Origin of the sequence: Sphingopyxis sp. JAI128 (genome assembly GCF_014207235.1) — a bacterium.
In the GTDB taxonomy this organism is placed as follows: domain Bacteria; phylum Pseudomonadota; class Alphaproteobacteria; order Sphingomonadales; family Sphingomonadaceae; genus Sphingopyxis.
Window position 1 is genome coordinate 510800 of sequence record NZ_JACHDA010000003.1, and the last position, 14739, is coordinate 525538.

General features: G+C 67.4%; 17 protein-coding genes. 11 read left to right on the forward strand and 6 right to left on the reverse strand.

Annotated elements, in window-relative coordinates:
• Positions 1-20 precede the first annotated feature (20 nt).
• Complete coding sequence (locus HDC35_RS09820; protein WP_184646138.1) at positions 21-2210, forward strand: PBP1A family penicillin-binding protein; 2190 nt, start codon at positions 21-23, stop codon at positions 2208-2210.
• Here HDC35_RS09820 and HDC35_RS09825 read toward each other — a convergent pair.
• The 3 genes from HDC35_RS09825 to HDC35_RS09835 are packed head-to-tail and all read right to left on the reverse strand — an operon-like array spanning position 2207 to position 4003.
• Positions 2207-2938, reverse strand: a complete 732-nt coding sequence (locus HDC35_RS09825; RefSeq protein WP_260397642.1) for a M48 family metallopeptidase — start codon at positions 2936-2938, stop codon at positions 2207-2209. The genes HDC35_RS09820 and HDC35_RS09825 overlap by 4 nt on opposite strands.
• Positions 2919-3362, reverse strand: a complete 444-nt coding sequence (locus HDC35_RS09830) for a YcgN family cysteine cluster protein (protein WP_260397643.1) — start codon at positions 3360-3362, stop codon at positions 2919-2921. The genes HDC35_RS09825 and HDC35_RS09830 overlap by 20 nt, the downstream gene beginning before the upstream one ends.
• Positions 3359-4003, reverse strand: a complete 645-nt coding sequence (locus HDC35_RS09835) for an SCO family protein (RefSeq protein WP_184646142.1) — start codon at positions 4001-4003, stop codon at positions 3359-3361. The genes HDC35_RS09830 and HDC35_RS09835 overlap by 4 nt, the downstream gene beginning before the upstream one ends.
• Before the next feature lie 87 nt (positions 4004-4090).
• Here HDC35_RS09835 and HDC35_RS09840 point away from each other — a divergent pair, with 87 nt between their 5' ends.
• From HDC35_RS09840 to HDC35_RS09855, 4 genes are read left to right on the forward strand one after another with little or no spacing between them, the layout of a single operon-like run.
• Positions 4091-4711, forward strand: a complete 621-nt coding sequence (locus tag HDC35_RS09840; protein WP_184646144.1) for an ankyrin repeat domain-containing protein — start codon at positions 4091-4093, stop codon at positions 4709-4711.
• 57 nt (positions 4712-4768) lie between these two features.
• Positions 4769-6043 (forward strand): 3,4-dihydroxy-2-butanone-4-phosphate synthase, encoded by a 1275-nt coding sequence (gene ribB, locus HDC35_RS09845; RefSeq protein ID WP_184646146.1) that lies wholly within the window; start codon positions 4769-4771, stop codon positions 6041-6043.
• A complete protein-coding gene (ribH, locus tag HDC35_RS09850; RefSeq protein WP_184646148.1) occupies positions 6043-6468 on the forward strand; it encodes a 6,7-dimethyl-8-ribityllumazine synthase in 426 nt (141 codons plus the stop codon). Before ribB ends, ribH begins: the two co-directional genes overlap by 1 nt.
• Positions 6461-7075: a hypothetical protein gene (locus HDC35_RS09855; protein ID WP_184646150.1), complete on the forward strand. Its 615-nt coding sequence runs from the start codon at positions 6461-6463 to the stop codon at positions 7073-7075. Before ribH ends, HDC35_RS09855 begins: the two co-directional genes overlap by 8 nt.
• A gap of 37 nt (positions 7076-7112) precedes the next feature.
• Here the strand turns inward: HDC35_RS09855 and HDC35_RS09860 are convergent, their stop codons facing one another.
• Positions 7113-8198 (reverse strand): alkene reductase, encoded by a 1086-nt coding sequence (locus HDC35_RS09860; protein WP_184646152.1) that lies wholly within the window; start codon positions 8196-8198, stop codon positions 7113-7115.
• A 113-nt stretch (positions 8199-8311) separates the two neighbouring features.
• On the opposite strand from HDC35_RS09860, the gene HDC35_RS09865 reads away from it, so the two are divergent.
• The 6 genes from HDC35_RS09865 to HDC35_RS09890 are packed head-to-tail and all read left to right on the forward strand — an operon-like array spanning position 8312 to position 13127.
• The gene (locus tag HDC35_RS09865; RefSeq protein WP_260397644.1) at positions 8312-9217 is read left to right on the forward strand and encodes a DMT family transporter; all 906 of its coding nucleotides are present in this window, start codon (positions 8312-8314) and stop codon (positions 9215-9217) included.
• Positions 9218-9222: 5 nt separating this feature from the next.
• Positions 9223-9888, forward strand: a complete 666-nt coding sequence (locus HDC35_RS09870) for a COQ9 family protein (RefSeq protein WP_184646154.1) — start codon at positions 9223-9225, stop codon at positions 9886-9888.
• Between the two features lie 53 nt (positions 9889-9941).
• Positions 9942-10208, forward strand: a complete 267-nt coding sequence (locus HDC35_RS09875) for a FeoA family protein (protein ID WP_184646157.1) — start codon at positions 9942-9944, stop codon at positions 10206-10208.
• Complete coding sequence (locus tag HDC35_RS09880) at positions 10205-12064, forward strand: ferrous iron transporter B (protein ID WP_184646160.1); 1860 nt, start codon at positions 10205-10207, stop codon at positions 12062-12064. The genes HDC35_RS09875 and HDC35_RS09880 overlap by 4 nt, the downstream gene beginning before the upstream one ends.
• Before the next feature lie 32 nt (positions 12065-12096).
• The gene (gene ssb / locus HDC35_RS09885; RefSeq protein WP_184646161.1) at positions 12097-12642 is read left to right on the forward strand and encodes a single-stranded DNA-binding protein; all 546 of its coding nucleotides are present in this window, start codon (positions 12097-12099) and stop codon (positions 12640-12642) included.
• A gap of 14 nt (positions 12643-12656) precedes the next feature.
• The gene (locus HDC35_RS09890; protein ID WP_184646164.1) at positions 12657-13127 is read left to right on the forward strand and encodes an MmcB family DNA repair protein; all 471 of its coding nucleotides are present in this window, start codon (positions 12657-12659) and stop codon (positions 13125-13127) included.
• Between the two features lie 5 nt (positions 13128-13132).
• Here the strand turns inward: HDC35_RS09890 and HDC35_RS09895 are convergent, their stop codons facing one another.
• The gene (locus HDC35_RS09895; protein ID WP_184646166.1) at positions 13133-13750 is read right to left on the reverse strand and encodes a riboflavin synthase; all 618 of its coding nucleotides are present in this window, start codon (positions 13748-13750) and stop codon (positions 13133-13135) included.
• 9 nt (positions 13751-13759) lie between these two features.
• A complete protein-coding gene (gene ribD / locus HDC35_RS09900; RefSeq protein ID WP_184646559.1) occupies positions 13760-14704 on the reverse strand; it encodes a bifunctional diaminohydroxyphosphoribosylaminopyrimidine deaminase/5-amino-6-(5-phosphoribosylamino)uracil reductase RibD in 945 nt (314 codons plus the stop codon).
• Positions 14705-14739: the final 35 nt, after the last annotated feature.

Sequence of the window (14739 nt, forward strand, 5' to 3'; positions counted from 1 at the left end):
CGAGGGAAGGAATACTGGCTTTGCGCCGCGAACGACAGCAGGCTTCGTCGAATAAATCGTCATCGTCCAGCAAGCGCAGCGGCACGCCCGGCGGCGACCCGCCGCGCTGGCGCGTGTGGCTGCGCCGCATTTTCCGCTGGGGTCTCGGCCTTGCGGTCGTCGCCCTCGTCGCGCTCGGCGTGGCGGTCGGCATCGCGGTGCAGCGCATGCCGAGTTTCGAGGAACTCAAGAAATCGCCGGCGGGGCAGACGATCCGCGTCCGCGCCGCCGACGGCACCGTCTTCCTGTCGCTGGGCCCCAATTACGGCCGCTGGCTGACGCTGCGCGAAACACCGCAGGTGATGCAGGATGCTATGGTCGCGGTCGAGGACCGGCGCTTTCGCTACCACCCCGGCGTCGATCCCGTGGGGATGGCGCGCGCTGCGGTTTTCGCGGCCCAGAATTACGGCACCGGGCGCCGCATGCAGGGCGCATCGACGATCACGCAGCAGCTCGCCCGCAACATCTTCCTGTCGAACAGCTATACTTGGGCTCGCAAGATGCGCGAAATGATCTTGTCGCTCGCGCTCGAATGGAAATTCTCCAAGGACGAGATCCTCGAACTCTATCTGAACAAGGTCTATTTCGGCGGCGGCAGCTATGGCATCGACGCTGCATCGAACAGCTTTTTCGGGCATAGCGCGACCGAAATGTCGCTGTCCGAAGCGGCGGTGGTGGCCGGATTGGTCAAGGCGCCGTCGCGCTATTCGCCGACCGCCGACGCGCAGGCCGCATTGGGCCGCGCCGGTGTGGTGCTGAGCGTCATGGTCGATGCCGGCGTCATCACGCAGGCACAGGCCGATGCCGCCGAGCCCGCCAACGTTCAGCTCGCGAAGGAAACGGGGCAGAACAGCGCGCGCTATTTCAGCGACTGGGCGCTGCCACAACTCGACATGCTGATCGACGAGGGCAGCGAGGCGCTCGACGTCTATACCACCATCGATCTCGGCATGCAGCGCGCCGCGACCGCGGCGATCCAGGCGAATACCCCGCGCGGCGTGCAGGGCGCGCTTGTCTCGCTCGACCGCGACGGTGCCGTGCGCGCGATGGTCGGCGGCACCGACTATGTCGCCTCCAACTATAACCGCGCAACGCAGGCGCTGCGCCAGCCGGGATCGGCGTGGAAGCTGTTCGTCTATATGGCGGCGCTGGAGGCGGGGTATAAGGTCGACGATCCGGTCGTCGACGAACCCGTGACGATCAACGGCTGGAGCCCGCGCAACTCGTCGGGACGCTTCGCGGGAACAATGGACCTGCGCAGCGCCTTTGCCTATTCGGTCAACACGGTGGCGGCAAAGCTCGGCGACGAAGTCGGCTTTTCCTCGGTCGCCAATATGGCGCGCCGCTTCGGCATCACCACTCCGATCAACACGCACCCGTCGATGGTGCTCGGCAGCGCCGAAGTGCGCGTGATCGACATGACCGCCGCCTTTGCCGCCGTGTCACGCAAGGGCGTTTCGGTGCAGCCCTACGGCATCACCAAGGTGACGACCGCCGACGGGCGCCTGCTGTACCAGCGCCCCGCCGAACGCGGGCAGGTCCTGGTCGACACTTGGGTCGCCGCCGGGATCACCGACCTGCTCCAGACCGCCGTCAATACCGGGACCGGCAGGGCGGCGCAGATCGGCCGCCCCGTCGCGGGCAAGACCGGCACAACGTCGAGCAACAAGGACGGCTGGTTCCTGGGCTTTTCGAGCGGCATCACCACCGGCGTGTGGATGGGCCGCGACGATGCGAAGGCCGTCGGCGGGCTTCAGGGGGGCCGCGCGCCGGCGAGGGCCTTTGCCGACTATATGCGCGTCGCGGTCGCCCGGCGTCCGGTCGAACAATTCGACACCGAGGTCGTGCTGCCCGAATGGCAGCTCGAGGACGAGGGCGAGGCCTATCTGGGCGAGCCGGGCGAAGAGGGTTTCGTCGACGAGAACGGCATGCCGATCGAGCTGCCCGCTGCCCCGTCGGTGCCGGACGACGGCGATGTGCCGCCGCCCGCCGACGAAGGTCCGATCCTGAACCAGCAGTGGATCGAGGAGCAGACGGGACGCCGGGCCCCGGCCGACAGCGTCAGCGCACCGAAGAACGGCGCCGCGCCCAAGGCGCCCGCCCCGCCCAAGATCGCGCCGCCGTCGGCCAGGACATCCCCGGCGCGCAACCAGCCTGGCGATGCATATTAGGCCGTAAAGCGATAGCGGTGGAGGCTCCGGCCTTCGCGCCGCAGCCAGCCGCGCGCCGCGGCGACATCGCCGTCGTGCAGCCGGTCGACCAGCGCGTGAAACGCCGCGCCATGGTCCATGTGCCGAAGATGCGCGACCTCGTGCGCGACCGTCGCGCGGCGGACATGATCGGGCGCCATCACCAGCCGCCAGCTATAGCGCAGGTCGCCTTCCGACGTGCAGCTGCCCCAGCGGCTGCGCGGGTCGCCGACGCGAACACGGCCGACCGACAGACCTGCCGCCCCCGCAATTTCGTGGCTTTCGCGCGCCATCAGGTCGAGCGCCTCGGCCTTCAGCCAGCGTTCGATGCGCCGCCCCACTGTCTCGGCCGGGCCGCCGAGATGCAATATGTTCGCGTCGAGCCGTATCGCGCGCGGCAAAGTGGCCGTCCATTGTACACGGCGCTCGACGCCGCGGAACGGGATCGCCGCGCCGGGGCCGACGATGACGGGCAACACCGCCTTGCCGACCTGTTCGGCCAGCCACGCCTGCTGCTCGTCCGCCCATTTGAGCGCCGCGCGCTCGCTGGCGCGCCGCGGGACGATCAGCCGCAATTCGCCGCGCGCGCCGTCGAAGACGAGCCGATAGCGGCGCGACTGCGCGTGCCGCACGACACGCACCGGCCAGGCGTCGTCACCCACACGGATGTGCGGTCCGTCGGACGCAAAGTCAGACGATGCGTTCGACAAGATGATTTTCCAGCGGCCCGGCCACATCCTCGCCGACCGTCCAGCCGACGATCGATTCGCCCGCGCGGTGCACGGCATCGCGGTCGCCGCAGACCAGATAATGCCAGGCGGGCAGCGCCTCGCCCCCGGCACGCAGGCGATAGGCGCAGGTTTGCGGCAGCCATTCAAGGTCGTCGACCTTCGCCTTGGTCAGCGTCAGGCAATCGGGAACATGACGGCGGCGATGCTTGTAATCGCTACAGCGCGCGGTCGAGAGGTCGAGCAGGCGGCACGCGACGTTGGTCGGATAGATGCGGCCGCTATCCTCGTCCTCGAGCTTGTGCAGGCAGCATTTGCCGCAACCGTCGCACAAAGCCTCCCATTGCCCGGCGTCGAGGCTGGCCAGCGGCGCTTCCCAGAAGGGTTGCGCCTCGCGGACCATCATTTCACCCACTTCGCCAGCTCGGCCGCAACCTTGTCGGGCGCGCCTTCGTCCACGTCAGACGAAGGGTCGTCGAGCGGCAGCAGCGCGACGGGCTTGCCGTCCGGATCCATCAGAAAGGCCAGCTGGCTGTGCGCCATCAGGTAACGGTCTGGGGCCGAACCCGGCACCTTGTTATAGGTGACGACATAGGCCTTTGCGACGCTGGCGATCTGTTCGGGCGTCCCGGTGAGGCCGAGCAGCCGCGGATGGTAACGCGCGACAAAGGGTTTCAGCGCTTCGGGTGTGTCGCGTTCGGGGTCGATAGTGACGAACAGCGGCTGCACCTTCGCGCCGCGCGCGCCATCGGCCTTTTCGAACATCGACAGCCCGCGCATCAGCTTTTGCAGGTCGACCGGACAGATATCGGGGCAAAAGCTGTAGCCGAAATAGACAAGGCGATAGCGGCCCGCAAAATCCGTGTCGCGAACCGTCTTGCCATTCTGATCGGTCAGGGTGAAGGGGCCGCCGATGCGCGCACCGTCGAGCGGCGGCTTTGCCGAAGGCGCATCGCCCGGCGCGTTGCACGCCGCGAGCGCGGCGCCAAAAAGCAGGATCAGGCTTGCGCGGACAAGCTTTTGTCCGATATCTGCGATATTCATCATGCAGCCAGCCTTGGTCGGCTGGCCGCCGAAAATCAACTCTTGTCGTCGCGTGCGCGATGGACAAATCGCCTCAAGGGTCGCCCTATCATGTTTCGACGCGCGGAGTTTCGTCTCGCCTCCTTCCTTCTCGCCGCCTTGGCCGCGGCGGGAATGCTCCATGGCCCGGCCGCCGCGCAATTCCGCGGCGGCTACGCCTTCCTCCAGGCGGTCGACAACCGCGACGGAACCAAGGCGACCGAGGCGCTGAAGGACGACCCCTCCTTCGTCAACACGCGCCATCCCGACACCGGCGAAACCGCGCTCGCGATCGTGACCAAGCGGCGCGACATCACCTGGCTGCGCTTTCTGCTGAGCAAGGATGCCGATCCCTCGATCGGCGACCGGCAGGGCATGACCCCGCTGATGCACGCGGCGCTGCTCAACTTCACCGACGGCGCGCAGGAAATGATCGAGCGCAAGGCGCCGGTGGACCAGACCAACCGGCGCGGCGAAACCGCGCTCATACTGGCGGTCCAGGCCAAGAACGCCGCAATGGTGCGGTTTCTGGTGCGCAACCGCGCCGACCCCGACAAGACCGACCATGTCGCCGGCATGTCGGCGCGTGATTATGCCAAGCGCGACGACCGGACCGGACAGATTACGGCGATCCTCGACACCAAACCCGACGCGCCGATCCGCGACTTCGGGCCGCAGATCGGGCCTAATTGACCAGTTCAATGTGATAACTGAATTGACAATCACATTATGATGTGAGACATGCAAATCATGTCTACACAGCTCATCGAGCGCATCCGCGCTATCGTCGACGACGGTTCCATGTCGCGTTCGGGCCTTGCCCGCGCCGCGGGGCTGCATGCCAACAGCCTGCGCGACCTCGAATCGCCCGGCTGGAACCCCACCGCCGAAACGCTGCGCAAGCTGGAAAACTGGCTCGCCACCGGCAGCGACATCTCGCCGATGGCGACGCCGGAAGAGATCATCGCCGAGGCGCGCAACGGGCGCATGTTCATCCTCGTCGACGACGAGGATCGCGAGAATGAAGGCGATCTCGTCATTCCGGCGCAGATGGCAACCCCCGACGCGATCAATTTCATGGCGACGCACGGCCGCGGCCTCGTCTGCCTGACCCTCACCAAATCGCGCGTCGACACGCTCGGGCTCGAACTGATGAGCCGCAACAACGGCACGCGCCACGAAACCGCCTTCACGACGTCGATCGAGGCGCGCGAAGGCGTGACCACGGGCATTTCGGCGGGGGATCGCGCGCGTACCGTTGCCGTGGCTATCGACGCAGGCAAGGGCCGCGACGATATCGTCACGCCCGGCCATATCTTCCCGCTGATCGCGCGCGACGGCGGCGTCCTCGTGCGCGCGGGCCATACCGAGGCGTCGGTCGATATTGCGCGCCTCGCCGGGCTCAACCCTTCAGGCGTGATCTGCGAGATCATGAACGACGATGGCACGATGGCACGGCTCGACGACCTGATCCCCTTTGCGCGGCGCCACGGGCTGAAGATTGGCACCATCGCCGACCTCATCGCCTATCGCAACCGCACCGACCGGCTGGTCGAATGCGTCGCCGACGAACCGTTTGAATCGGATTATGGCGGCGACTGGCGGCTCAAATCCTATCGCAACAAGATCGACGGCAGCGTCAATCTGGTGCTGCAAAAAGGGCCGGTCGATCCCGAAGGCGTAACATTGGTCCGAATGCATCCGGTATCGATCTTCGACGATATCATGGGCCGGCCCGGGCCGAAGAAGCGCCGCCTGCAGCGGTCGATGGACGCGATCGGCGAAGCGGGTTCGGGCGTGATCGTGATGCTGATGCGCCCGCTGCCCGGATCGGCCGATGCCGACGCGATTCCGCCCGCCTCGGGCGGCATGGACCTGCGCACTTACGGGATCGGCGCGCAAATCCTTGCCGACCTTGGTGTGCATGCGATGGAATTGCTCACCCCCACCCACAGCAATATCGTCGGCCTCGAAGGCTATGGCCTGTCGATCGTCGGCGAACGCCCCATTCCCGGAGAAGCCTGATGGCGCATGTCCTGATCGTCGAAGCCCGTTTCTATTCGCACCTCAACGACATGCTGCTCGACGGCGTGCGCAGCGCGCTCGATGCCGAGGGGCACAGCCACGAGACGGTTACCGTCCCCGGCGCGCTCGAAATACCCGCCGCGATTTCGCTGGCCGCCGATGCCGGGCGCTTTGACGCCTATGTCGCGCTCGGCGTCGTGATCCGCGGCGAAACCTATCATTTCGAGGTGGTGTCGAACGAAAGCGCGCGCGGCATCATGGCGCTGACGCTCGACGGCCTCGCCATCGGCAACGGCATATTGACGGTCGAGAATGAAGAACAGGCGCTTGCGCGCGCCGACAAGACGCGCAAGGATAAGGGCGGCGAGGCAGCAAAGGCCGCGCTCGCGATGCTGGCTCTGAAGGAACAATTCGGCATTGGTTGATCGCCCACCCCCCAGCCGTTTTTCCGTCGTCGAACGCGGCGGGCGGCTGGTGGTGATCGACGCCGACACCGGTCAGACGCCGCCGAGTGCGGCCGAGCGCATGGCCGAGCATGACCGGCGGATAGGGAATGAGCGGATCCTGCCCGCATCGCGCCAGGCTGCGGCCGAATTCGCACCGGCCGTGATCGCCCCGCCGGAGCCCCAGCGCCAGCCGGCACGCTTGCCGAACGAACGGATGGCGGCAGCCTTGGCCGACATGACCCGCAAGCAGCCGTGGGGCCAGAAACCGAGAGGCACGGCGCATCGACCGGCGAGAAACCCCACGCGCCCGCCGCCGACCGCGGACACTCGCAAGACGATCGTCACGAGCAAATGGTGGGATGCGAAGGGCCCGCGCACGATCGAACTGGGTTCGCAGGGTCAGCGCGAATTGACCGGCGGTTTCATGACGCTGTTCTTCGTCGCGCTGATCGCCGCGATCGTAGCGCTTTTCATCGCCCCGATCCTGCTTCTTGTCGCGGCATTCCTGCTGTTCCGCTTCGGGGGCAATATCCTGGGTCCGATCGGCGCCGGCCTGATCGACAAGGCGATCACCCAGAAGGGCTAGACGCCGCCCCCGCACAACCGGGAGCGGCTCGTCCGGGTCAGGCGTTCACCAGCACCGGATAATCGGTGTAGCCCACGGGGCCCGGCGAATACCAGGTCTGCGGATTGTCGGCGGCCCATTCGGCGCCGCTGCGGATACGTTCGACCAGGTCGGGGTTGCCGATGAAGGGCCGTCCGAAGGCGATCGCGTCGGCCGCGCCGCTTTCCAGCGCTGCCTCGGCAAGCGCGACGTCATAGTCGCTGTTGAGGATCAGCGGGCCCTTGAACGCCTGCCGGATCGCCGGCGACTGCTTGGGCACATCGGTCTTGCCGAAGGTGCCGTCGGGACCGGGTTCGCGCAGCTCGAGGAAAGCGATGCCAAGCGCATCGAGCGCTGCGGCGGCGACCGGGAACAGCTTTTCGGGCGCGCTGTCGTCGACGCCCTGCGTCTCGCCATTGGGCGACAGGCGCACCGCGACGCGGTCCTTGCCCCACACGCCGATCAGCGCCTCGGTCACCTCGCGCAGCAGGCGGATGCGGTTCTCGACCGGACCGCCATAATCGTCGTCGCGCAGGTTCGATCCGTCGCGCAGGAACTGATCGATCAGATAGCCGTTCGCGCCGTGCAGCTGCACCCCGTCGAACCCGGCCTTTTTCGCATTTTCGGCGGCCTTGACATAATCGCCGATCACGCGCGGAATTTCGTCGAGGCGCAGCGGGCGCGCCTCTTCGAGGTCGAGCCGCCCGACCGGCGTATGCGCGCGCCCGGTGCCCTTCGTCGCCGACGCCGACACCGGCTGCTTGCCGTCGTTGAACACCGAATGGACCAGTCGGCCCATGTGCCAGAGCTGGGCGACGATCCGCCCGCCGGCTTCGTGCACGGCGTCGGTCACCGGTTTCCAGCCTTCGACCTGCGCGTCGGTCCACAGCCCCGGCGCGTTCGGCCAGCCAAGGCCCTCCTGCGAAATGCCGGTGGCTTCGGAGATGATCAGCCCCGCCGAGGCGCGCTGGCGATAATAGTCGCGCGCGAGTTCGTTCGGGACGAAGCCCGGTCCGGCGCGGCCGCGCGTCAGCGGCGCCATGATGATGCGGTTCGACGCGTCGATCGCGCCCAATTTGATCGGATCGAACAGTGATACGGCCATGTTTCCTCCACGTTTCACTTTTTCATGGGCGACCCCGATGGTCGTCGCTATGGCCCGCGAAGCTATGGACGCAGCGGTGCCGGCACAATGGTACGTAGCAAAAGAAAATCTAAATGACAGCGAAGATGGACAGGATTGACGAACGCGCCGGCAAGGGGGCGGGCCGCTGGGCGTTCGCCGCGCTGCTTGGCGGCAATGTCGCGCTGTCGCTCGGCGCGATGCTCGTCCGCCTCGCCGACACGGGGCCGACCGCGTCGGCATTCTGGCGTATGACGATCGCGCTGCCGCTGATCCTGCTGTTCGCATGGCGCGAAAGCGACCGGCGCACGCCGCCGCGCCCGGCGGTGCTCGTCGCTGCGGTCGCGGGCATTTTTTTCGCGCTCGACCTCTCGGCCTGGCACATCGGCATCCTCCATACCAAGGTCGCCAACGCCACCCTGTTCGGCAATTGCGCCAGCCTGCTGCTCGTCCTGTGGGGCATATTCCTGACGCGCACCCTGCCGCGTGGCTGGCAGGCGGTCGCCGTGCTGCTTGCCTTCGCCGGGTCCGCGCTGCTCATGGGGCAAAGCTATGACCTGTCGCCCGACTATCTGCTCGGCGATCTTTTGAGCTTGCTCGCGGGCCTGTTCTACACCTGTTACGTCATCCTGATGCAGCGCGTTCGCGGTACGCTCGCGCCGTGGACCGCGCTCGGTGTCGCCTCGGTCGTTTGCGTCCCCGTCCTGCTGGGCACCGCGCTGGCGCTGGGCGAAACGATCGTGCCGCGCGACTGGACGCCCCTCATCCTGCTGGCGCTGACCAGTCAGGTCGTCGGCCAGGGGCTGATGATCTGGTCGCTGCCGCGCTTCCCGCCGCTCGTCCTCGGACTGACGTTGTTGGTTCAGCCCGCGATCGCCGCGCTGGCCGGCTGGCTGATGTTCGACGAACGGCTGGGCACGGTCGATATTTTCGGCGGCATGATGGTCGGCGCGGCGCTGGTGCTGATAAGGTTGCCGAGCCGCCGCGCGGCGCCTATCTGAACGTCATGGCTTCGACCCTTCCCGCCGACCCCACCCTCGACGAGATTCGCGCAGCGCTCGCGCCGCTGATTGCCGCATCGGCCGCCTTCGACGGGTTCGGCGATGCCGCGCTGGCGGACGGCGCGGCGCGCGTCGGCGTCGATCCCGATGTTGCGCGGCTCGCCTTTCCCGGCGGCGGACGCGACATGGTCGATGCCTGGTTCGCCGATATCGACGCGGCGATGGACGCGCGCTGGCCCGCCGAAAAACTTGCGGCGCTCAAGATCCGCGACCGCATCACAACGCTCGTCGAAACGCGCCTCGAGCTGCTTGCCCCGCACCGCGAATCGCTCCGCCGGGCGCTCGCGCTGCTCGCATTGCCGACCAACGCACCGCACGCCGCGAAGCTCGGTTGGCGCGCCGCCGACCATATGTGGCGCCTCGCGGGCGATACGGCGACCGATTATAATCATTACAGCAAACGCGCGATTCTCGGCGCCGTCTATGCCTCGACGATGGCGGTGTTCCTGAACGACGAGAGCGAGGGTCACGCCGACACGCGCGCCTTCCTCGCGCGCCGGATCGGCCAGGTGATGCGCTTCGAAAGCTGGAAGCATCGCCGCGCGGCGCGCAGCGGCGAACGGCCAAGCCTCGCGCGCTTTATCGGTCGCTTGCGCTATCCGGGGCGCTGATTACCCAAGATAGGGGCTGGCGCGAGTCGATTGTTATTGATAATCGCTCGCAAATGACTGCTTTTCTCGACAAGTCGCCGCTGGGCGTGATGGTACGGATCGCAAGTATCGACTGGACCGCGATGTCCGATGACGAGGGGCGGCGCCTCCGCGAATTCGGCCTGATCGAAGGGTGCGAGGTCACGCCACACCACCGCGGCAGCATCTTTTCGCGCGACCCGCTCGCGCTCACCGTAGGACGCATGAAGGTGATCATCCGCGCGCGGCAGGCCGCCGCGATCACCGTCGAGGACATCGTCGACCAGGCGGGTGTGGCATGACCGGCGCCATCCCCTCGATCGCGCTCGTCGGCAATCCCAATGCTGGCAAGTCGAGCCTGTTCAACGCGTTGACCGGCGCGCGACAGAAAATTGCGAACTATCCCGGCGTCACCGTCGAGCGGAAGGCGGGGCATGCGAGCTTCGTCGACGGGCGCCCGCTGTCGCTGATCGACCTGCCCGGCACCTACAGCCTGACGCCCGCGAGCCTCGACGAGGCGGTGACGCGCGACGTCATCCTCGGCAAGCAGGAAGGCGAGGCGCGCCCCGACGCGCTGATCGTCGTGCTCGACGCCGCGAACCTCGACAACCATCTCTGCTTCGCGCTCGAACTGCTCGCGCTCGGCCTGCCGACCGTCGTCGCGCTCAACATGGTCGACCTTGCCGCGCGCGACGGGTTGACGCTCGATGCCGAGCGGCTGTCGCGCGAGCTCGGCGTGCCGGTCGTGTCGACCGTCGCGGTGCGGAGGCGCGGGCTCGCCGAGCTGCTTGCTGCGGTCGACGGCGCGATCCGGTCGCACCAGCCGCGCGGCGCGGTGCCACCGCCGGCCAACGACGCCGCGCTCCACCAGCGCGCCCGCGCAATCGCGAAGGCCGCGATCGTCAGCGAAACGCCGGTACGCCGCTGGACGCAGCGCGTCGACAATATCGTGCTCCATCCGGTCCTCGGCATGGTCATCCTGCTCGCGCTGATGTTCGTGATGTTCCAGGCGGTCTATGCCTGGGCCGCGCCGCCCGCCGACGCGCTCGAAAGCCTTGTCGGGACGATGCAGGCATGGGTCGTCGACAACATCCCGCAGAATTTCCTGCGCGACCTCGTCGTCGAAGGCCTGCTCGCGGGCGTCGGCGCGGTCGTCGTCTTCCTGCCGCAGATCCTGATCCTCTTCCTCTTCATCCTGCTCCTCGAGGCGTCGGGCTATATGACACGCGCCGCCTTCCTGATGGACGGGCTGATGGGCAAGGTCGGCCTGTCGGGGCGCGGCTTCATCCCGCTCCTGTCGAGCTTTGCCTGCGCGGTCCCCGGCATCATGGCGACGCGCGCAATCCCCGACGAAAAGGACCGGCTGACGACGATATTGATTGCGCCGCTGATGACCTGTTCGGCGCGGCTTCCGGTCTATGCGTTGATCATCGCGGCCTTCATCCCCAACCGCGGCGTCGGCGGCACCGGCATCGGGCTACAGGGGCTCGTGCTTTTCGGCCTCTATCTCGCGGGCATCGTCGGCGCACTCGTCGTCGCCTTTGCTCTCCGCCGCACGGTCGCCAAGGGCGCGGGCGCGGGCTTCATGATGGAAATGCCGCGCTACCAGATGCCGCAACTGCGCGACATCGCGCTCGGCCTCTGGCAGCGCGCGTGGATCTTCCTGCGCCGCGCGGGCACGATCATCGCGATGACCACCGTCGTCCTGTGGCTGCTGCTCACCTTTCCACAAGCGCCCGAGGGTGAAAGCCAGGTCGAATATAGCGTCGCGGGCCGTATCGCGAGCGGGCTCGAAGTCGTCGTCGCGCCGGTCGGGTTCAACCACGACATTGCGCTCGCGCTGATCCCCGCGATGGCGGCGCGCGAGGTCGCGGTGTCGGCGATGGCGACCGCGAATGCGATTGACGCCGATGGCGACGAGGAAGCGATGGCCGAGACGCTGGGCGAACGGCTGCAAGGCAAGTGGAGTCTCGCGACCGCGCTCGCCTTCCTGGCCTGGTTCGTCTTTGCGCCGCAGTGCATCTCGACGATCGCGATCACCCGCCGCGAGACCAATGGATGGAAATGGCCCCTCTTCATGGTTGGCTATTTGTTCCTGCTCGCCTATGCCGCTGCTGGAATCACTTACTGGACAGCCGTCGCCTTTGGCCTAGGCTGATCCTCCCAACTTTCTAGCGGAGCGGAGCGGCGATGGCTGGCAGCGTCAACAAGGTAATTTTGATCGGCAACCTCGGCGCCGATCCGGAAATCAAATCGTTCCAGAATGGCGGCAAGATCGCCAATATCCGCATCGCCACCAGCGAACAGTGGAAGGACCGGATGACCGGCGAGCGCAAGGAGCGCACCGAATGGCATAATGTCGTGATCAACGGCGAAGGGCTGGTCGGCGTCGTCGAACGTTACCTCAAAAAAGGCTCGAAAGTATATATCGAAGGCAGCCTTCGCACCCGCAAGTGGCAGGACCGCGACGGCAACGACCGCTACACGACCGAGGTGGTGATCGCGGGCATGGGCGGCACGCTGACCATGCTCGACGGCGCGCCCGGCGGCGGCGGCGGATCGCGCGGCGGCGGCGACTGGGGCGGCGGTTCGTCGAGCGGCGGCGGCTGGGATCAGGGCGGCGGCTCCCCCGGCGGCGGCGGATCGGGCGGCGGCTGGAATCAGGGCGGCGGCGGCAGCGCGGCCGGCGGACGCCCGCCGTTCGACGACGACCTGGACGACGACGTCCCCTTCTGAGGATCGGCTGAGCGATGAGCGAGCTGCTGACCGCCGCCGATGTCGCGCGCGGCGTGTGCCGGCTGTTCGCACAGCAGGGACTGGTCGCGATTCCGGAGGTCACGCTGCCCAACGGGCGGCGCACCGACCTCACCGCCATCGATGCCAAGGGAAATATCACTATCGTCGAGATCAAGGTCAGCCGCGCCGACCTGCACGGCGACGGCAAATGGCCCGACTATTGTGACTGGTGCGACCGATTCTATTGGGCGCTCGCCTCCGGTCTCGACCCGGCGATCCTCGAAACCGAGGACTATCGCCCCGAAAGCTCGGGATTGATCATCGCCGACCGCTATGGTGCGGCAGTCGTACGCGAAGCCGCAAACTGCAACCTCGCCCCCGCGCGACGAAAAGCCGAACTGCTGCGGATCGGGCGGCTCGCGATGCGCCGCTCGATGCTCGCCGCCGATCCCGAGCTGGCGGCTAACTGGATCGAAGGTCGGTAGCAGCTCTAGGCGCGGCGCGCCTGCATCCGTGCTAGGTAACGCGCGAGGATATCGATCTCCAGATTGACCGGCCGCCCCGCCGCGGCTTCGTCCAGCGTCGTCATCTCCTGCGTGTGCGGGATGATGTTAAGCGTGAAATGCGCCTCGCCGTCCGGCAGATCGGTCACTTCATTGACCGTCAGCGACACCCCATCGACGGTGATCGACCCCTTGGGCGCGATATGCGGCGCAAGCGACGCGGGCGCCGCAACGGTGACGGTGACGCTGTCGCCGACGGGCTCGACCGACACGATGCGGCCGATATCGTCGACATGGCCCGTGACGATATGCCCCCCCAGCTCGTCGCCGATCTTCAGCGCGCGTTCGAGGTTGAGGCGGCGGCCCGCCTCCCACATTCCCGGCGCGGTGCGCGCAATCGTCTCGCCGCTCGCGTCGATCGCGAACCAGTGGCCGTCGCCGTCGGCCCCCTTGTCGACGACGGTCAGGCATGCGCCCGAGCAGGCAATCGAAGCCCCGAGATCGACCGTCCCCACGTCGTAGGCGGTGCCGATGACGAGCCGCGCGTCGCCGCGATCCTCGCGGCTGCGGATGGTGCCGATGTCGGTGATGATGCCGGTGAACATAAAGCGTCCTCAAATGATCCTGATGCGCTCGTAGACGTCGAGCCGGTCGCTGCCAAGCATGCGGCTGTCGTCGAGCCGCCAGCGCCCGTGCGCATCGGCCAGATCGGCGAGGCCGATATCGCCGAGCGCGGATTTGCCATCGCCGATCAGGATCGGCGCCCGATAAAGCAGCAGGCGGTCGACGCGGTCGGCGGCGAGGAAGGCCGCCGCCGCACCCGCGCCGCCCTCGACGAGCAGCGAATCGACATCGTCCACCGCGTCGGGCGACGCCACGGCGGTCCAGCCATTAGGGGCGGTGCCGCGAGTGAGAAGTAATTTCTGCGGGCTGCGATCTTCGAGCCCCGGCAGGCGCACGTCGAGTTGTGGCGCGTCGGCGTCGAGCGTTCCGCGCCCAACGAGGATCGCCTGATGCCGCGCGCGTTCGAGATGGCCGTGCGCACGCGCGCGTTCGCCGGTGATCCAGCGGCTCGTCCCGTCGGCGCGCGCGATGCAGCCGTCGAGCGAGGTCGCGAGCTTGAGCGTGACGAACGGCCGGCCTTCGCCTTGCCGCGTCCACCACGGCGCCATCGCGGCGCGCGCTTCGGCGGGCAGGACATCGAACAGCACCTCGATCCCCGCCGCCTGCAATTTCGCGATGCCCCTGCCGTCGGTGCGCGGGTCAGGGTCCTGCGCGGCGATGACGACGCGCGCGACGCCCGCGGCGATCAGCAGGTCGCTGCACGCCGGGCCGCGCGAGCTGGCGTGCGCACAGGGTTCCAGCGTGACATAGGCGGTCGCGCCGCATGCCGCGCCCCCCGCTGCGACGAGCGCCGCCGCCTCGGCATGCGGACGCCCGCCTGCCTGCGTCCAGCCGCGTCCAACGACCTTGCCGTCCTTGACGATCAGGCAACCGACATTGGGATTGGGCGCCGATGCCGGCCGGCCGCGCCGCGACAGGGCGATCGCCGCCGCCATCCAGTCGGCATCGGTCGGCAAACGTTTCACCGCGA